This is a genomic window from Moheibacter stercoris, from assembly GCF_040545805.1.
Lineage (GTDB): Bacteria > Bacteroidota > Bacteroidia > Flavobacteriales > Weeksellaceae > Moheibacter > Moheibacter stercoris.
In genome coordinates, this window is sequence record NZ_JBEPMO010000011.1 from 1 (window position 1) to 19930 (window position 19930).

18 protein-coding genes are annotated in these 19930 nt (G+C 34.6%); 9 read left to right on the forward strand and 9 right to left on the reverse strand.

Features of this window, described 5'->3' with window-relative positions; all coding sequences use genetic code 11:
• Positions 1-93: 93 nt before the first annotated feature.
• Positions 94-615 carry a gamma carbonic anhydrase family protein gene (locus ABID46_RS09405; protein WP_354509412.1) on the reverse strand — a complete coding sequence of 174 codons (522 nt, stop codon included), beginning with the start codon at positions 613-615 and terminating at the stop codon, positions 94-96.
• Between the two features lie 57 nt (positions 616-672).
• Here ABID46_RS09405 and ABID46_RS09410 point away from each other — a divergent pair, with 57 nt between their 5' ends.
• Both ABID46_RS09410 and ABID46_RS09415 read left to right on the forward strand, forming a co-directional pair.
• Positions 673-1551, forward strand: coding sequence for a NifU family protein (locus ABID46_RS09410; RefSeq protein WP_354509546.1), 879 nt, complete (start codon positions 673-675; stop codon positions 1549-1551).
• Positions 1552-1642: 91 nt separating this feature from the next.
• The gene (locus ABID46_RS09415) at positions 1643-2941 is read left to right on the forward strand and encodes a M28 family metallopeptidase (protein ID WP_354509414.1); all 1299 of its coding nucleotides are present in this window, start codon (positions 1643-1645) and stop codon (positions 2939-2941) included.
• Here the strand turns inward: ABID46_RS09415 and ABID46_RS09420 are convergent.
• From ABID46_RS09420 to ABID46_RS09435, 4 genes are read right to left on the reverse strand one after another with little or no spacing between them, the layout of a single operon-like run.
• Complete coding sequence (locus tag ABID46_RS09420) at positions 2925-3722, reverse strand: class I SAM-dependent methyltransferase (RefSeq protein ID WP_354509416.1); 798 nt, start codon at positions 3720-3722, stop codon at positions 2925-2927. The genes ABID46_RS09415 and ABID46_RS09420 overlap by 17 nt on opposite strands.
• 6 nt (positions 3723-3728) lie before the next feature.
• A complete protein-coding gene (lipB, locus tag ABID46_RS09425) occupies positions 3729-4454 on the reverse strand; it encodes a lipoyl(octanoyl) transferase LipB (RefSeq protein ID WP_354509418.1) in 726 nt (241 codons plus the stop codon).
• A complete protein-coding gene (locus tag ABID46_RS09430; RefSeq protein WP_354509420.1) occupies positions 4451-4840 on the reverse strand; it encodes a putative signal transducing protein in 390 nt (129 codons plus the stop codon). Before ABID46_RS09430 ends, lipB begins: the two co-directional genes overlap by 4 nt.
• 3 nt (positions 4841-4843) lie before the next feature.
• Positions 4844-5581: a hypothetical protein gene (locus ABID46_RS09435; protein WP_354509422.1), complete on the reverse strand. Its 738-nt coding sequence runs from the start codon at positions 5579-5581 to the stop codon at positions 4844-4846.
• Between the two features lie 108 nt (positions 5582-5689).
• Between ABID46_RS09435 and ABID46_RS09440 the strand changes: the two genes are divergently transcribed.
• The 5 genes from ABID46_RS09440 to ABID46_RS09460 all read left to right on the forward strand — a co-directional run bounded on the left by ABID46_RS09440 (position 5690) and on the right by ABID46_RS09460 (position 14519).
• The gene (locus tag ABID46_RS09440; RefSeq protein WP_354509424.1) at positions 5690-7735 is read left to right on the forward strand and encodes an Ig-like domain-containing protein; all 2046 of its coding nucleotides are present in this window, start codon (positions 5690-5692) and stop codon (positions 7733-7735) included.
• A 101-nt stretch (positions 7736-7836) separates the two neighbouring features.
• Positions 7837-9990: a S46 family peptidase gene (locus tag ABID46_RS09445; RefSeq protein ID WP_354509426.1), complete on the forward strand. Its 2154-nt coding sequence runs from the start codon at positions 7837-7839 to the stop codon at positions 9988-9990.
• A 73-nt stretch (positions 9991-10063) separates the two neighbouring features.
• Positions 10064-11920 carry a hypothetical protein gene (locus ABID46_RS09450; RefSeq protein WP_354509428.1) on the forward strand — a complete coding sequence of 619 codons (1857 nt, stop codon included), beginning with the start codon at positions 10064-10066 and terminating at the stop codon, positions 11918-11920.
• Between the two features lie 6 nt (positions 11921-11926).
• Entirely contained in the window at positions 11927-13816 is a 1890-nt protein-coding gene (locus ABID46_RS09455; RefSeq protein ID WP_354509430.1) for a tetratricopeptide repeat protein, read from the forward strand.
• A 28-nt stretch (positions 13817-13844) separates the two neighbouring features.
• Positions 13845-14519 carry a DNA-binding response regulator gene (locus ABID46_RS09460; protein WP_354509432.1) on the forward strand — a complete coding sequence of 225 codons (675 nt, stop codon included), beginning with the start codon at positions 13845-13847 and terminating at the stop codon, positions 14517-14519.
• 312 nt (positions 14520-14831) lie between these two features.
• Here the strand turns inward: ABID46_RS09460 and ABID46_RS09465 are convergent, their stop codons facing one another.
• From ABID46_RS09465 to ABID46_RS09475, 3 genes are all read right to left on the reverse strand, one after another.
• Complete coding sequence (locus ABID46_RS09465) at positions 14832-15230, reverse strand: 2-dehydro-3-deoxyphosphooctonate aldolase (protein WP_354509434.1); 399 nt, start codon at positions 15228-15230, stop codon at positions 14832-14834.
• 67 nt (positions 15231-15297) lie between these two features.
• Complete coding sequence (locus tag ABID46_RS09470) at positions 15298-16272, reverse strand: deoxyhypusine synthase family protein (RefSeq protein ID WP_354509436.1); 975 nt, start codon at positions 16270-16272, stop codon at positions 15298-15300.
• 6 nt (positions 16273-16278) lie between these two features.
• Positions 16279-17700, reverse strand: a complete 1422-nt coding sequence (locus tag ABID46_RS09475) for a type III PLP-dependent enzyme domain-containing protein (RefSeq protein ID WP_354509438.1) — start codon at positions 17698-17700, stop codon at positions 16279-16281.
• Between the two features lie 279 nt (positions 17701-17979).
• On the opposite strand from ABID46_RS09475, the gene ABID46_RS09480 reads away from it, so the two are divergent.
• The gene (locus tag ABID46_RS09480; RefSeq protein WP_354509440.1) at positions 17980-18468 is read left to right on the forward strand and encodes a thioredoxin family protein; all 489 of its coding nucleotides are present in this window, start codon (positions 17980-17982) and stop codon (positions 18466-18468) included.
• Positions 18469-18547: 79 nt separating this feature from the next.
• Here ABID46_RS09480 and ABID46_RS09485 read toward each other — a convergent pair whose 3' ends face one another.
• Entirely contained in the window at positions 18548-19498 is a 951-nt protein-coding gene (locus ABID46_RS09485) for an NAD(P)H-dependent flavin oxidoreductase (protein WP_354509442.1), read from the reverse strand.
• 155 nt (positions 19499-19653) lie between these two features.
• Between ABID46_RS09485 and ABID46_RS09490 the strand changes: the two genes are divergently transcribed.
• Positions 19654-19875, forward strand: coding sequence for a DUF2795 domain-containing protein (locus ABID46_RS09490; RefSeq protein WP_084016193.1), 222 nt, complete (start codon positions 19654-19656; stop codon positions 19873-19875).
• The last annotated feature ends 55 nt before the right edge of the window (positions 19876-19930 follow it).

Here is a 19930-nt window from a genome sequence, read left to right on the forward strand (position 1 = left end):
TACTTAATACTTAATACTTAATACTTAATACTTAATACTTAATACTTAATACTTAATACTTAATACTTAATACTTAATACTTAATACTTAATACTAATTCTCTTCCTTGTACCAACCACTATATTTCACGTAATTATTAGCGATTCGTTCGATTTCACCTTCTTTCAAATTTTGAGAAACCATCCCAATTTTTTTCGCAGGAATTCCCGCCCATAATTCACCTTCTTTGATATGTGTATTTTGCGTTACTACAGCTCCAGCAGCAACAATGGCATAGGATTCAACCACACAATCATCCATCACAATAGAACCCATTCCGATCAAAACATTATCATGAATCGTACATCCGTGAACCACTGCATTATGCCCGATGGAAACATTGTTCCCGATGTTTGTTGGACATTTCAAATAGGTACAATGAATCATTGCATTGTCTTGAACATTCACTTTATTGCCCATTTTGATGTAATGCACATCGCCTCGTAAAACAGCATTGTACCATATGCTACAATCATCGCCCATCTGAACATCACCCACAATAACAGCCGTTTCAGCAACAAAACAATTCTCACCAAATACGGGTTTTTTCCCTTGTAATTCTCTCACTATCGCCATAAAATATAACTATCAATTTAAGAAGCTAAATATACAAACTTGACGTATTTTTGCAGCATGTTAAGAGTATATTTAGAAAATACAACCAATCCACATATTATGAAATTTGTCTGCGATGAAACCTTGACCGCAGGCAGTTTGGAATTGGATCGAAATGGATCATTAGAAGATTCATTGTTAGCGCAAGAATTATTGGATTTTCCTTTTATTTCCAAAGTTTATATAACCGCAAATTTTGTTGCCATTCAAAAAACCGATGTGGTTGATTGGGAAATGGTGGCAGATGATTTGAAAGCAATCGTAGACAAACATTTAAAAGATGGAACCATTGTGATGCGTGCACAATCTCAAGATCCATTGACCATGTATGCCGAAATGACACCCAATCCAGCCGTAATGAAATTTGTGACCAATAAATTATTATTTGATGGAATGGCAGAGGCGAAATCTATAGATGAAGCGACTCAAATTCCAGTTGCAGAAGCTTTGTTTTCTTTTCCTTATGTGAAAGAAGTCTTTGTGGCAGATAATTATATTTCAATTACAAAGGTAGCCGATGCCGATTGGAATGAAATTGCATTGGAATTGCGTTATTTCCTATTGGAATTTATTCAAGCAGATAAGAAATTGGTCGAGGATAATTTTGTTCCGATTCATAGAAATACTGAAAATCCTTATGTAAAGGAAAGTTTCACGGATATCGAAGTAGAAATCAAAAATATCATTGCGGAATACATTCAACCTGCCGTTGCGGGAGACGGAGGAAACATTGAATTAATTGAATTTGATGAATCATCCAAAACAGCCAAAATGTTACTACAAGGAGCTTGTTCAGGATGTCCATCTTCAACCATTACGTTGAAAAACGGAATTGAAACCATGTTGAAAGAAATGCTTCCAGGAAGAATTGAAAGCGTTGAAGCAATCAATGGATAAATGATCTACACAATAAACGAAATGCTCATAAGAAATTATGGGCATTTTTTTTGCGAGTTATATGTAATTTAGACCTAAAATTTGAAATTGAATGATGCAAAAACATTTTCTAGTATTTATTGGATTCTTTCTTAGCTTCCTAGGAAACGCCCAAAATATTGACAAGCAATATGCGCGAAAAATTGTGGATGAATTGACTTCTGAAAAATTTTCAGGACGCGGATACGTAGATGATGGGATGCGTAAATCAGCTGAATTCATTGCTGAAGAATTTCAAAAAATGAGCGTACAACCTTTGAATAATTCATATTTTCAGGAATTCGAAATGTCCATCAACATCATTCAAAAAGCCGAATTGAAACTCAACGGGAAGAACTTAGTCTATGGAATCGATTTCTTGGTCGATCCAAGTTCCAATGGGCAAATATTTCAGCAAAAGGAAATCTATAATTTCAATCCGAAGAACTATCAAAAAGCTTTAGAATCTGAAAAATCCTTCCAGGAATTTATTTATCAGGATATGGTGGGACAACATCAAAAACACATTGTCTTTCCGCCGCATCATTTCGAAGTAGATTCTTTGAACCAATATTATAAGCATTGGGCAAATTTTTATCGACCAGAAGAAAACAAGGATCGCGCAATTTTTTACTTTTCTAAGGAAAAATTAACGGCTTCATTATCTCAACAACCCAAAGAAATCAATCGATTTTTCATCAAAGACCATTACTATTCGGAAAATCTGAAAATTGATCATTATCAAATCGAATCAGAATTCAATCCTGCTTATAAAGTTTCCAACGTTATAGGATTTATTCCTGGTAAAAACTCAGATTCCTTGGTGGTAATCACGGCGCATTACGACCATTTAGGAAAAGTCGGAAATACGATTTTCCCTGGAGCCAATGACAATGCGAGCGGAACCGCTTTCATGTTAAGTATGGCGAAACATTATACAGAAAACCAACCCGAACATGATATGGTTTTCATTGCTTTTGCGGCAGAGGAAGCTGGACTTTTGGGTTCCCAATATTTCGTGGATAATCCGTTAATCGATTTAAATAAAATCAAATTCTTACTAAATTTTGACATTATGGGCGCTGGCGAAGAAGGAATTCAAATTGTCAATAGCGCAATTTTCACCAAAGAATATGATGTATTAAATGAAATCAATTCCCAACATCAATATGTAAAACAAATTAAGAAACGAGGTGAAGCTTGTAATTCCGATCATTGTCCGTTTTATCTGAAAGGGGTTCCCTCCTTTTTCATCTATACCTTGGGCGGAAAAGGTCATTATCATGATCCTTTGGATACGGGAGAATCTATTGATTTGATTGAATTCCATGATATTCAACATTTGTTCATTCAGTTTATTGACCAACTTTAGTCGCAGTCAAACTATAAACTAAAGGAATTTTAGTTCCCAAAGGCTCGATGATGAATTTCCCTTTTTCGATTTCTTTTGTTTTGTTGAAACAATCATAGGGCGAATAATCCAATTCTTCAAAAGAATCGATTCTCATTCCATTGTCCAACAAGGCTTGAAAGACTTCACTTAAACTATGATTCCAAGAGACATCTTCAATTGGTGAATCTAATTCACCATCTGAATAAGTTGAATCAGCAATTTCATGAATGGGTTCGTCCTTGAAATACGGATATTTAACATGGGTAAAATCATCGTCAAACATCCAAACAAACGGATGAAATTCCACAAACACAAACTTTCCATTTGGTAGAAGAAAGTCTTGAATCAATTTTGCCCATTTATCTAAATCGGGCAACCAACCAATCGTTCCATAAGATGTGTAGACGATGTCAAACTTTTTGTTCAAATGCTTCGGAATATCATATACATCGCAACAAATAAATTCGGCATCAAGACCTAATTTAGTGTTTAATTCATTCGCATAATCAATTGCCTTATCCGACAAATCGACTCCCGTCACCTTGGCTCCCATCCTACTTAAAGAAAGAGAATCTTGACCAAAATGACATTGCAAATGCAAGATCGATTTCCCAGAAACATCACCCAACAAATCCAATTCTATGGAATTCAAAGAAGATTTTCCCTTGAGAAAACCTTCCACATCATAAAATTCTGACGTGAAATGAACTTCGGCTCTTTTGTTCCAAGAATCTCGGTTTAGGTTGATGTAATCGGTCATATTTCGTTAGGATTGGTAAGGGATAATAGTTGCCTCAAAAACTTCTTCGAAAGCTTTTTGAGTAAAGTTTTTCACTTCTTCCATGGAAACCTTTCGATCTAATTCTCGTTCCAAGGAAGTGACCATTTTGTCTTTGATCCCACAAGGAATGATGTATTCGAAATATTTCATGTCGGTATTAACATTCAACGCAAATCCATGCATGGTTACCCATCTTGAAGCTTTCACGCCCATGGCACAAATCTTACGCGCATAGGGTTTTCCGACATCCAACCAAACGCCCGTTTCGCCTTTGGATCGTTCGCCTTTCAATCCATATTGCTCCAAAACTTTGATGATGACTTCCTCCAAATTTCGCATATACAAATGAATGTCTGGTTTGAAATTATCCAAATCCAAAATCGGATAGCCGACCAATTGTTCTGGACCGTGATAAGTAATATCTCCTCCCCGATTGGTTTTCACAAAACTTGCTTGAATTTTTTGGAGAAAATCTTGATTGGCCAAAAGGTTTTCGATATGTCCACTTTTCCCCAAGGTATACACATGAGGATGCTCCACAAAAAACAAATAATTGGGCGTATCCAAAAAATCAGATTGACCCAATTTTTCTTTTTCTCTGTTTTGAGATTTTATAGCTACAGTTTTGGCTAATAAGGATTCCTGAAAATCCCAAGTTGTTTGATAATCTTGTTGTATTCCTAAATCTTTGAATTGAATATCTCTGCTCATTTCTTCATTTTAAATCCGCAATCCTTGCAAAAATACTGTCTTTGTAGGTTCCCGAAGGGCAAAACCAATAAAATTGCTGATAAAATTGAAAACATTATTATAGAAATCTTGTTTTTGCCATAAGAGAAATCCAAATTGGTCGATTGACATTCTGGACATTTTAAGCTTTCTGACTGTTCAATGGCCAAAATTTCCATGGCTTTGTCGTAATCCTCTTCTTTTACTCTCAACTCAATACCAGCATTTAAAATACCCGTAAAATAAGGAGCTGCATTCATGAAATTTTCCCCAAACAAAAAAGATTCAATTCCATTTTCGCTCAAAACGCCTTTGTGAATATGAGCCAAATGAAGTTGGGAATATCTACCCAATAATTTGGTGTTCATAATTTATTCAAATTCGACAGTGAAATTATACTTTTCCATGTTTGAAATTGCTTCGCTTAAAGGAACTTCTACCCACATGGTTTTACGATCCAAACTAAAGGTTGCATTTTCAATAGAGGTTTTCTTCACAGGTTTCGGAAAATGATATTCCATTTTATACGTTAGAAAATTTAGCATTTCTTCTCCGCCAAAGATTTCGCTATCTTGAGTAAGATATTTGGTGGAAACCGGATTGGTAATTCGTTGAAAAGATTTCCCATCATATTTGACGTTGATGGATGTAAACTTTGCTCCATCTGCAACTTTCTTTGCCAATTCTGGATCATTTTTTTCCATCTCTAGAACTTTAGAATCAAATCTGTTCCAATAGGCATTAAAATCTTTGACATTCATTTGTTGTGTAACAAACTTTATTAAGCCTTTATTGTCATCAACTTTGATGTTGACAAAGGATTTGTCCATCACCTTGAAAAAATCCTTTTCAGCATCTGACATTTCTTCCCTGTTCGATTGAAAGAATTTATCGGCATCTACATAATTAAACGTAGAGTCAATTGGGAATTGGCCAATCTCTGTCAAAGAATCTTTTACATGTTGTGGATACATCAACCCTATCATTTCCGAAATATTGATTTCTGATTCATAATCGATCATTCCCGTTTCGGAAACAACCATACGTTCGGTGACGGTACATGATTGAAGGATGAAAAAACTAAAAAATGCAATAAAGATAGCTTTCATGAGCTAATTATTTGAGTAATTAATACAGTTGTTAAAGTATAGCAAAATTAGTTGAAACAGTGAAAATCATGTAACTTTAGGAATCAAAATATTTAAAAACTTTATCAAATGAAAAAACTTTTATTTTTTTTAGGAATTTTCCTATTTGTACAAATTCATTTACTTGCACAAGAAAAAATTCTTGTCATACAAGATCCTTATGTATTGCTTTTAAATGAACAAACTGGAGAAATTGAAGATCCTCAATTCATTGACCTAAACGCTCTCAATCCTGGAACTCCAAAGGGAATAGCGCAAATTGGAAATGAAATTTGGATTACGGATCAAAATACAGATGCCATTTATCGTTTTGATTTAGAAGGAAACTATTTAAGCAGTTTGACCAATGGTATGGATAATATCAAAGGTTTAAATTTAATTAATGAATCAGAGGTTTGGGTGACCAATGCTGATTCAGGTGGAGGTGCGCCTGGCAATGCAATTGTGAGATTTGACACCAATGGAACTCCTTTGGGAAATTTCACCACAGGAGGAAAATCAAGCTTTGATGTGTTAGATGATGGAAATGGTTCTGTCTATATATCCTATATTTCAGGAGGATCACCCATTGAAATTAGAGATTATTCAGGGAATTTTGTGAGCAATTTTGTTGCACCCAATGTATTAAACTTTGCGCAACAAATAAATTTCAATTCAGATGGTAATCTTTTGGTAGCCAATTTTAGTTCACCTGCAGGAATCTACTTATTTAATATTGAAACGGGTGTACAAATGGACTATTGGTCCAAAGATAGTCCAAGAGGTGTTATCGAATTGGGAGACGGTAGCATTCTTTTCACAAACGGATCAGGAATCCATAAAATGAATCCCGCAACTGGAGCAAGCACGGTAATCAAAACGGGAAGTTCACAATATTTTACAAGGTTGAATTTATCACCGTCAGAAGGATGTACAACACCAACCCTATCTGTAGCTGCAGTTGACCCTATTTGTGAAGGTTCTACAGCAACTTTAGTGGCAACTTCCAATGGAGATGAAGTCTATTGGTACGATTCGGCAACATCCACAACTCCTATTTTTACTGGATCAAGTTTCACAACACCTGCTTTAGCTTCCAATACTTCTTATTGGGTACAGGCAGTTTCATTTGGGGAGTCTGAAGGAGAAATTATTGAAGGTGGTGCACGAGTAGCTCCAAGTTCTACTAGCAATTCTTCTGTTGTTGCCGGAACCTCGCCTTGGGGATTGTCTTTTACAACCACTGAAGCTTTCACGATAAATTCTGTTGATGTTTATTTAGCTTCTGCCACACCAGGAAATTTGGTTATGAAACTTTTAGATGAAAGTTGGAATGTTATAGAGGAAACTACGGTAGCTTGTCCTGCTGGAAATTCTTCAACTCCCGTACAATTTGAAGTTCCTTTGAACTTCTCAGTTGAAGCAGGAAACACCTATCGCTTGGTTGCATCTCAAAGTCCAATTATGGTGAGAGAATTTTCAAGTTCACATCCTGGATTTCCTTATCCAATTGGGGATGTTGGAACGGTAACAGGTGGAACTATTAATAACTCCAATACCAATTCTGATGTTTATTACTTCTTTTACAATTGGACTGTACAAACAGGATCTAGTACAAATTGTGAATCCGAAAAAATTCAAGTAGATGTTACCGTAAACGAAGCTCCAGATGCTCCAACGGGCGTAGAGATTCAATTTGTAGATCCAGGTACAACTTTAGCAGATCTTGAGGTGAATTATACAGGTACCCTAGTTTGGTATGCAGATCCTGAAGGAACCATTGTATTGGACTCTTCCACTCTTGTAGAAGATGAAACTACGTATTATGTTAGTCAGATTGTTGATGGATGTGAAAGTGAATTATTTGGCGTGACGGTATATTTCGAATTAGGCATCCATGATCAGTTTGCGAATCAATTCCTGATTTATCCGAATCCAGTTCGCGATATACTCCATATTTCGGGCGGACACACAATCCAATCCGTTCAAGTATTTGATTTGTCTGGTAAATTAATTCAAACCTACCAAAATGTTCAACAAGGAAAAATTGATGTTCGTTCAATTGCTCAAGGAACTTATTTGGTAAGAATTCAAACCAATAAAGAAATCAAAACAGTAAAAATGATCAAGCAGTAAAAACTTGATACGTTAAATATGTAAGGGTTTCCGCAATGGAAACCCTTTTTTATTGAGTGATTCTGATAATTTTAGTAGTTTTGAAAAAACGATTAAATAAAATGACAAAAATTAAACTTTTAGTATTCGTTGCACTTTTGTGGACCGGATTTCTCAATGCCCAACAGCAAGGGGGCGGTATGTGGATTCCCACAGAACTAAATGAAGCTGAAATGACCGCAATGGGAATGAAAATTAGTGCCAATGATATATTCAAACCAGACGGTTCGGGTATTAATGGTGCGATTGCCCATTTTGGAGGAGGCTGTACGTCTGAAGTGATTTCTTCTCAAGGTTTATTGTTGACCAATCATCATTGTGGTTATGGTCAAATTCAATCTCATTCCAGTTTAGAAAATGATTATTTAAAAAATGGTTTTTGGGCCAAAAATAATTCAGAAGAACTTCCCAATAAAGGTTTGACAGCTACTTTCATTATCAATATCGTAGACGTTACATCCAAAATTTTACATGGAGTGGATGATTCAATGACGATTGAACAAAGAAATGCTTTGGTGAAAGCCAATACAGAAAAAGAAATTGAAAATACAAGCAAACAACCATTTCAATCGGTTTTTATTCGTCCATTTTACAAAGGCAACAAATACTATTTATTTGTCACAGAAACGTTCAAAGATGTTCGTTTGGTAGGAGCTCCACCGAGCAGCATTGGGAATTTCGGGATGGACACAGACAATTGGTCTTGGCCAAGACATACAGGTGATTTTGCTTTGTTCAGAATTTATGCAGATGCCAACAATCAACCTGCTGAATATTCCGAAAACAACGTTCCTTACAAACCAAAACACTTCTTACCGATTTCAATCAAAGGTGTAAAAGAAGGTGATTTCACATTTGTGTATGGTTTTCCAGGGGTGACAGATGAATATTTACCAGCCATTGCCTTGGAGCAAGCAGTAAATTCCATCAATCCAGCACGTGTAGGAATTCGCGATGTTGCCATCAAAATTTTGAGCGATAAAATGAAAACAGATGATGCGACTCGTATTAAATATGCATCTAAATATGCTCGAATTTCCAATGCTTGGAAAAAATGGAGAGGAGAAAGTTTAGGACTTCAAAAATCGGGTGCTGCAGATCTTCGTAAAAAATATGAAGAGGAATTTATCAATCGTTTGAAAAACAATTCGGAACATTTAGAAAAATACGCTCATGTTTTACCAGTATTGTACAAATTGTATGAAGATTTAGAATCCTATAAAATCGCTGATATTTATTTTGATGAAGTAATTTTCAGAAATTCAGAAACCTTCCGCATGGCGTATCAATTGAGTAATTTATTGGATACGTATGGAAGCGAAAAATTCGCAGAAAACAAAAATAGAATTGCCAATGCCTTGAAAAATCTATACAAGGATTACGATGCTGATTTGGATCAAGAAGTATCATTGGCTTTGATGGATTTGTATATGAAAAAACTTCCATCGGAATTCTTACCAGACCAAAAAATTCAACTAAATGCTTCAACCTTTCAAAATTCAATTTTGACTGGAAAAAAATCAATCAATGGTTTGAATTTGGTTCAAAATACTCAGGAAATTTTTGAGAATGAAGTAGAATTAATCAAAGCTTTGGAAGAAGATCCATTGATTCAAGAAATCAAAAAAATCAGAGATGCTTACGAAACCAAAGTGGAACCAACATTGGCTGCGAGTGTAGAACAGATGAACGAATTGCAACGCATTTATATGCAAGGACAATTGGAAATGTTTCCAGACAAGAAAATTTTCCCAGATGCCAATTCAACACTTCGTGTTACCTATGGTAAGGTCAATGGTTACCAACCTTCTGACCGTCCAAACAGATACGAGCATCAAACCTATTTAGATGGTGTGATTGCGAAATATGTTCCAGGAGATTATGAATTTGATTTGCCTCAGAAACTAATTGATTTAGAAAAATCAAAAGACTATGGCGTCTATGGTATCGGAAAAGGCAAAAAAGCGCAAATGCCTGTTAACTTTATCGCATCCAATCATACAACTGGAGGAAACTCAGGAAGTCCAGCTTTGGATAAAGACGGAAATTTAATCGGATTGAATTTTGACCGTGTATGGGAAGGAACGATGAGTGATTTGCACTATGATTCGGAGATTTGCCGAAACATCATGGTAGATGCTCGCTACATTTTATTTATCATTGATAAGTTTGCTGGAGCCGGATATCTATTGGATGAAATGAAAATCGTCAAATAAAATAAAGGACTTAAAAACTCTACCGATTGGTAGAGTTTTTTTTGACCTAAATTTGTCCTTTCTTTCCAATCGTATGAAGAACTTTTACCTATATGTTTTGTTCATCTTCTTTATTTTCAGTTGTCAGGATTCAAATCCCGATCTGGAAAGAAAAAAAACTATTCAAATAAGTGTTGATTCATCCAGTTTAAAAATTCAACAGAATTACATTAAAAAATATGTAAAGGTTAATCAATTTGATTCCGTTTATTCTTACTCTTCCCAATTGGAAAGTTTAAGTCAAGCGAAAAAAAATCCTTATTATTTTGCCGAATCCCAATTCTACAAAGGGATTTATCATTATGTAAACATCAACAATGATACTGCGTATTATTATTTCAACCGCGCCAGAAAAAGTTTTTTAGAATTTTCAGATAGTGCGGGAATTGTGAAGACGATGCGTGGAATGGCACTGATACAAACCCAAGTAGGAGATTTTATCGGTGCTCGTAAAACTGCCAATGCCATATTGGATTTCATACCGACAGATGCGTATAAAAAAAGAGCTGATATTTATTCGATATTGGGTTATACCGCAACCATTCAGAAAGATTATGAAGATGCCATCCGTTGGTATCAAGAATCCATTTCAGATTCGATTCAATCAGAAGATCGATACGGCATCATGAACAATTTGGTGTACAACTACACAAAATTAGGAGAAAAAAATCCAGAAAATTATCAAAAAGCTCGAGCTGTATTGAACCAGATGGAAGAAGAACTTTACAAACTTGTCCGAGAAAAGCAATACACATCCTATTTGGACAATCGAGCTTATTTGGATTTTAAAGAAAATCCAAGGAACGCAAATTCTGATATGTTTTATCAGGCATTACGAATTCGTAAAAACACAAAGGATATACGTGGATTACTTGGTTCCTATTCAAGCTTGACAGAATTTTATGAGCATAGAGACAATTCAAAAGCCATACAATATGCGGACTCCTTGTTGAGTGTTGCAACCCAATTAAAAGACCATAGAAACCGATTGGAAGCGCTTCAGTATTTGATACAATATGATCAATCTTCCAAAGTTAAAGAGTATGCGATTGCCTATAAGAATCTTCGCGATAGTTTGGATAATGTCAGAGATCATCATATCGCTGAGTTTGCAACGATTCGATTTGAAATCAACGAAAAACGAAAAGAAAATGCGCAATTGCAAAAGGAAATTTTAACCCATGATGCAGCATTAAAATGGAATCAAAATATTATCATATTATTGCTCTTATTTGGATTATTAAGCATATTTCTACTCCTAAATTATGTTCGTTCCATACGCATTCAAAACAAAAAGAAATTAATTGTCGAAATTCAAAATGCGGAACAGAAATTGGCTCGGAAAGTTCATGATGAATTGGCCAATTCCCTCTACCAAACCATTTCATTCATCGATGGAAATCAGATCATTCAAAACCAAGAAAACAAGGAAAAATTGATTGATAAAATTGATAAAATTTACAAACTCTCCAAAGACATTTCGCGCGAAAGTCAAGCCATCAATACAGATGAAAATTATGCCAACGAAATCTTCAGTTTGGTTTCGTACTATAAAAATGAATCAACCAACATCATCTTTGTGGGCTTTGAAGAAGATGCTTGGAAAGAATATTCCTCTGATGTGAAATTGCATTTTTACAAAATTCTGCAAGAATTATTGACCAATATGCGCAAACATAGTCAAGCGAGCCTTGTTTCCTTACGATTTAATTTTCAGGAATATAGCATGATTTTTAACTATTCCGATAATGGAATAGGGATCCATGATAAACAACCTCAAAATGCCAATGGAATGATCAACATTCAAAAACGATTGGAAATCATCAAAGGAAAAGGTCAAATCATTCCATCTGAAAAAGGTTTTAAATATGAATTGGAAATTGGAAAATAATTGGCGATGAAATTAGGTTCAATCATATCAACTTTTATATTGCTTACTTTGGTGGCTTTCCTACTCATACAATGTAAAAAGGAAAATAAAATTGGCCAATCTTCCAACAAAAATTTAGTAGAGTTTAATGAAGATTCGCTACAATTAAAAAAACAACATGAAAAAGGCAAAAAATTTCTAAGTGATTTGAATTACGATAGTTTAATTCAGGCAGATACCAAACAAATTCGTGATGCAAACTTAAAAAACAATAAATATTATTCAGCTTCTGCCTATTTCAGAATTGGAAATGTTCACATGCGTGAGATGAGAGAAAATTTAGCGCATTCCTATTTTGAGAAGGCTTTACAAGATTTTAAATCTTTAGGCGATACAACCATGGTTGTTCGAACCTTACGACAATTAGCTATGATGTATGCAGAGTTTGGAGATTTTAATTACGCAGATCAATATTTGCATGAAGCGTCTAAATATGTACCAAAAAATGATAAGGATAGCTTAAAAAACTTCATTCAATTAACTTACGGCTATTTCGCAACCTTACAAAAGGATAATCAACGTGCAATTGAATGGTTTGAAAAAGTGGCGAAGGATTCCTTAAGCTTTCACAATTATACAGTAGCAAAATCAAACATAGCGCATATACGATCTGAAGATCAAGAATTTGACAAAGCAGAAAAAATCTATGAAGAATTATTTGGGATCATTAAATTAAAAGAAGATAGTTCGTTTTATTCCTATCTCATGAATGCCAAACAAAGCATGTTGTTGCAAAAACAAAGCGACATGGTTGATTCCTCACAGATTTTGGAAGCATTAAAAATTAGAAAAATCATTAAAAACAATATAGGCATCCTTCAATCCTTGGAAACCTTGACTCGTTATTACCTAAGTCAAAACAACACCAAAATGGCCATTGAAACTGGAAATGAATTATTGAGGCTAGCCAAAATTCACAATTCAAATCGATACCTACAACTAGCTTATGATCATTTAATTCGAATAGAAAATCCGAAAAAAGCCAAACAATATACCCTTGAATTCATTGCATACAAAGATCAATTAGAATTGGCACAAAATGAAAAAACAAATTCTTTTTCTAGATCTGCTTACGAACTTGAACTAAATAAGCATGAAAATGAACTACTACTCATTCAATCCAAGGCTGAAAAAGAAAAAATCTTGTTCTCAAGATTGTATTTGATTCTTTTAATAGTCGGAATTTTGGCGTTTATATTTTATATATTCCACTATTCCAAACTGCAGAAAATCAAACATGAAAACTTTTTATTTGAACAAATTAGTCAAACGGAAAAAAACATTTCGGAGAAAGTAAGTAAGGAAATATCCAAAGGATTGGACAAAATTATCAATTATATAGAAACCTATTTGACTGAAGAAAACCCTTCCAACAAGGAACTTTTACTCAAACGCATGCAAAAAGTGTATCGCATGTCTAGAAATATTTCTAGAGAGAATAGTTTCTTTATGCATAGCAATAATTTTGGTATAGAATTGCAAAAATTAATTCATTCTCACCAAACGGAAAAAGTCAGCATAAATGTCAATCCTTTCAGATTTAAACATTGGAAAAAAATTAATCTGGACAAGCGAATCGATATTTACAAAGCGGTAGATGAATTCCTAACGTCTATGAAAAAACCCAATGATGTTTCAGAAATGGATATATTCATAGAAATTAATAAATTTGAAATGAAAATCAATTATAATGACAATGGATTTATAAGTGAACCCAATAGGAAACTTGATTTAAGTGGACTAAATTTGTTTACGAATCGAATTCAAAAGTTAAAAGGCGAATGGATGATGGACAAGAACAGCCAAAATGGAACTCATATCACTATCAAAATTCCTTTGAACTCGTCTGAATTCTAATCTGCCTAAACCATCACAACTAACGCGTATGAAATCTTTACAAAAAATACTTATTTCAGAAGACATTGATAGTATAAGCAAAGGAATTGAAAATACGATCAAAAGTTTTTTAGATGCTAATTTTGTTCATACAAGATATTGTGATGATGCTTTGTTAAAATTGAAAAAAGCAGAATTAGACCAAGAACCTTTTGATTTATTGATTACAGATTTATCCTTCCAAACCGATTACAGAGAAGTGAAATTGGCCAATGGGGAAGATTTAATAAAAGCCATCAGAGAGGCAGAAATACCCGTGAAAATCTTGGTTTTTACCGTGGAAGATAAGCCGATGCGCGTAGAAAGCTTTTTTGAAAATTTCCAAATTGATGCGTATGTGCAAAAAGGAAGAAATGATAGCAATGAATTGCACAATGCATTGAAAGCAATTGAAAATGGAACGCATTATATCTCCTATGATGTTCAACAAAGAATGAAACAAAACAAAGAAATTTCTAGTTTTGATGCGTATGATGTCAATTTGGTTAAGTATTTATGTGAAGGAAAAACCCAAGAAGAAATTAGTGTCATTCTTACCCAGAATAATATCAAACCCAATAGTATCAGTACCATTGAAAAAAGATTAAAAGTTTTAAGAGAAAATTTTTCGGCTAACACCAATATTGAACTTGCAGTGATTTTCAAAGACTTAGGTTTGGTCTAGAAATCTTTTTCAAATAAAAAAGTAAATTTTACGGAAATCCTCAATAGCGCGATAGTTTTTCATTATAGATTTGTCAATGAAAATCGAGGTAGTTATAATAAAACCTAATTTATTTTTTAGTAATTGAGATGTAGAGTGTATTTCCCCTAACCTGCTTAAAAGCAAGATAACTAATACTATAATTCCATTTAACCAGCTAAATTGACCAATTAAGTCCCTAAATTAATTGGAAAGTTTATCTAACCAAACAAAGAAACGTAATTACCGAGATTTATCATAAAAACTCCTTTATTTAAAGGAGTTTTTTTTCTTTTACATTCTAAATTTGAAACCTTCTGGCGCATACAATACATCTTCGTCGTACATATTGAGATACAAGGTTACGGTGTCTCCCTTTCCTTCATAGGTAACAGAATATTTATCCAACAAAGCATTATCTCCAAAAGGACTATTTTCTGTTTTAAATGCGCAACAACTACCTTGCCTAGAGAACCAAATTTTCTCACCACTTGGTCCAGAAAGTGAATACAAATAATCACGTTCTCGAGCAGGTCCATCTGTGACACCTCCAACTTTTATAGGATTCGATGCAGAATATCCATATCGTAGATCTTTATTTTTTTCAGAAAAATTTTTTGTGGTTGTCGATTCTTTTGCAGTGGTACAAGCCATCACAATCAAAAGACAAGAACTAAATAGTGCTATTTTCATAATTAGGGGATAAAAAAACTCTTCCTAAAATAAGAAGAGTTTTCTATATCTCAATGATTATCAACAATTATTGCCCCAAAATCCAAGCGAAAATCAAAGGCGCTACGATTGTAGCATCTGATTCAATCATGAATTTAGGTGTGTCGATATCCAATTTCCCCCAAGTGATTTTCTCATTTGGAACTGCTCCTGAATACGATCCATAAGAAGTCGTAGAATCAGAAATCTGACAGAAATAAGACCAGAAAGGTACATCTGTCCATTCCAAATCTTGGTACATCATCGGCACAACACAAATTGGGAAATCTCCAGAAATTCCTCCAGCGATTTGGAAGAACCCTACTCCTTTTCCATCTGAATTGGCACGATACCATTCTGTCAAGTAAATCATGTACTCAATTCCAGACTTAACAGTAGAAGCTTTCAAATTTCCTTTGATCACATTGGAAGCGAAAATATTTCCGGTTGTAGAATCTTCCCATCCTGGACAAACAATCGGTAAATTCTTCTCAGCAGCTGCAACAATCCATGAATCTTTTGGATCGATTTCGTAGTATTGTTCCAAAACGCCAGAGTTTACCACTTGATACAAAAATTCATGTGGCAAATAACGCTCACCTTTTTCTTCAGCAGCATGCCATACATCTTCTAAATGTTTTTGCAAGCGACGGAAAGCTTCTTCCTCAGGAATACACGTATCGGTTACACGGTTAAAATGCGTATCCAATAACTCACGTTCTTGTTCAGGAGTTAAATCTCTCCAGTTTGGAATTCTTTTGTAATGAGAATGGGCAACCAAATTCATCACATCTTCTTCCAAATTAGCTCCTGTACAGGAAATGATATGAACTTTGTCTTGACGAATCATCTCTGCCAAAGAAACTCCTAGTTCGGCAGTTGACATAGCTCCGCCCAAAGAGATCAACATCTTTCCTCCTTCTGCTAAATGCGATTCATATCCTTTTGCCGCATCCATTAAAGCCGCAGCATTGAAATGTCTGTAGTTATGTTCAATGAACTTACTGATTGGTCCTTTGCTCATTTCTTATTATTTTTTGTTTTGTTTATTTACTTTCGATTTATTGTATTGGTTGTATCCCAAAATATCCAAGACTTCTTCATGCGTTTGTTGTTCCGAGAAAACTTCTACCTCATGGTTTTCGTCGATCAAAATGTATTTCGGTTGAGGAATTAAACAATGGTGAATTCCGCCAAATCCACCAATGTTATCCTGATAAGCACCTGTATTGAAAAATCCTACATACAAGGGTTTATTCGGATTGAATTTCGGAAGATAAATGGCGTTAACATGCTGTTCCGAATTGTAATAATCATCGGAATCACACGTTAAACCTCCCAACAATACGCGTTCGTAGCGATCATTCCAACGATTGACTGGAAACATCACAAAACGTTTCGAAATCGCCCATGCATCTGGCAAAGTGGTCATGAAGGAAGAATCAATCATATTCCAAGATTCACGGTCATTTTGCTTTTTCTGTTGCAAAACTTTGTAGATAACCGCTCCACTTTCTCCAACTGTAAAACTTCCAAACTCTGTGAAAATATGCGGAACTGGAACTTCCCAATCATCACAAATGATTTTGATCTGATTCAAAATTTCCTCCACCATATAGGCATAGTCAAATTGAAATCCAGGTGAATTCTTAATTGGAAATCCTCCTCCAATGTTCAAACTATCCAATGTCGGACAAATCTCACGCAATTTCACATAGACTTGTAAACATTTGTTCAATTCGTTCCAATAATAAGAATTGTCTTTAATTCCCGTATTGATGAAGAAATGCAACATTTTCAACTTCACATTCTTCTCATCGCGAATGTAATTGTTGTAAAAAGGAACAATGTCTTTGTACCCAATTCCTAAACGAGAGGTATAAAATTCAAATTTTGGTTCCTCTTCCGATGCAATACGTATTCCGACTTCAAATTTCTTATCAGTCGATTCCAACAACAAAGGAAGCTCCTCATAATTATCAATGATAGGAATCACTTTTTTATGGCCATTGTTCAATAATCTCGCAATGTTTTCAATGTATTGCGCACGTTTGAATCCATTACAGATCACATAATTATCGGTCGTCAACAAACCTTCTTCCAATAAATTCTCGACGATGTTGATGTCATAGGCAGAAGAAGTTTCGATGTGAATATCGTTTTTCAACGCTTCTTCCAAAACATGATGAAAATGTGAGCTTTTGGTACAGTAACAATAGTTATACTTCCCTTTGTAACCAACATTTTTACGTGCGGTTTCAAACCAACTTTTGGCTTTTTGGATGTTTTGTGAAATTTTTGGAAGATAGGTCAACTTTAAGGGCGTACCATGTTCTTCTATTAGTTTCATCAAATCAATACCATGGAATTGCAAATTGCCATCTTCCATCGTAAATTCTTCGGTTGGGAAGTAAAAGGATTGTTCAATTAAATCTACATATCTAGTGTTCATTCTCTAATTTTCTTAATTAATTGCTTGTAAAAGTTTAAAATTCCGGAAGTGTGGAATCTTTAAACTCTTAATGAACACTGAACTTTGCGAATGATTCCTTCAAAGGGTTTCAATTCTTTCGACCATAAATTTCTCAATTCAAAATCTGTATTTAAACTATTTTAATAAAGTAATTTTTCGATTAAATCAAGCTACAAATATACAGAAAATTCAATCTTAGGAGTAATTTATCGAGCATTTATTAAATTATGTCCTAATTTTGTTTCAAAATAAATAATCATGAAAAATTTTGCATTTCTATTCTTTGTAAGCTTGTTCTTTCAAATTGGTTTATCGCAAGAAAAATTTTCGGTTTACAATCCCGAAGCCGATGCCAAGAAAGACATCGAAAATGCGGTTCAATTAGCCAAATCAAGCAACAAACATGTATTGATTCAGTTGGGTGGAAATTGGTGCAGCTGGTGCAAATTGTTTCATGATTTGACAACAACCGATGAAGAAATTAGGAGTTTTCTAGATGAAAATTATGTGGTTTATCATTTGAATTATTCCAAAGAAAATAAAAATCTAGATGTGTTGGCATCATTGGATTATCCGCAACGATTTGGTTTTCCTGTGTTCGTCATATTAGATGCAGATGGAAAACGAATTCATACCCAAAATTCCGGATATTTAGAAGAAGGAAAAGGTCATAGCAAGAAATTGGTAATGGATTTTTTTAGAAATTGGTCGCCTGCAGCCTTAAATCCAGAGTTGTATACCAAATAACAATAAATTCACAAAAAGAAATTCTGCAAAACCCAACGAAACGAAAGGTCTTGCAGAATCTATTTCTATCTGAATTGAATTAAGCTTGAAAAGAATCTTTGAAATGAAAATTCATTTGATTGATTCCGCCAACCAATTCTTCCATTACTTCTTTTACAGATTTCACTTCATCAATCAAAGCAGAAACTTGTCCGATTTCCAATTCACCTTCGACCAAATCACCTTCAAACATTCCACGTTTCGCTCTTGCTCTACCCAATAACTCAATTAAATCTTCCTTAGTAGCACAATTTTGATATGCCGCTTGAACTTCTTGAAAAAATGGATTTTTCAACAATCTCACAGGTGCTAATTCTTTTAAGGTTAACAAAGTATCTCCTTCTTTTGCCTTGACAATTTCATTTTTGAACAAATCATGTGCAGAAGATTCTTTTGTTGCAGCAAAACGAGATCCGATTTGAACACCATCTGCTCCCAAAATCATAGCTGCTGCAATTTGATTGGCAGTTCCAATTCCTCCTGCGGCAATTAATGGTATATCAATCTGACGTCTGACATCGGGAATCAGACAAAAAGTCGTAGTCTCATCTCTGCCATTATGACCGCCTGCCTCAAAACCTTCTGCCACAACTGCATCTACTCCCGCTTCTTGTGCTTTTTGGGCAAATTTCACACTACTCACAACATGCACAACCATAATTCCTTCATTTTTAAGAATTTCCGTCCATGTTTTAGGGTTCCCGGCAGATGTAAATACAACAGGAACTTTATGGGAAATGATCGTTTCAATATGACTCTCTATATCGGGATACAACATAGGAAGGTTGACACCAAATGGTTTGTCAGTCGCTTTTTGTGCTTTTAAGATGTGCTCCTTCAGCACATCGGGATACATACTTCCAGCCCCTATAAGGCCTAAACCTCCCTGATTACTAACGGCTGACGCTAATTTCCATCCGCTACACCAAATCATTCCACCTTGGATAATTGGATATTTAATTTTGAATAAATTACTTATTTTATTTGTCATTTTTTTCGATACATTTGCCCAAAATTAATTATTTGCATGAAAAGACTGACAAGTATTTTTTTGGCAAATTTTTTGATTTCGCAAAAGCACCTGACTCTTAAACCAGTAAGGTGATCAAAAAAATGTAATATATTAACAGTATAAAGTTTAAAAATATGTATTGGACTTTAGAATTAGCATCTTATTTAAGTGATGCACCATGGCCTGCAACAAAGGATGAATTAATCGATTATGCGATCCGTACGGGTGCGCCTTTAGAAGTTGTAGAAAACTTGCAATCAATTGAAGATGAAGGAGATTCATATGAAAGCATCGAGGAAATCTGGTCAGATTATCCAACCGATGATGATTTCCTTTGGAATGAAGATGAATACTAAAAATCAAAGCCCGAATTGGGCTTTTTTACTTAAAATATAACACGATTCAATCTTT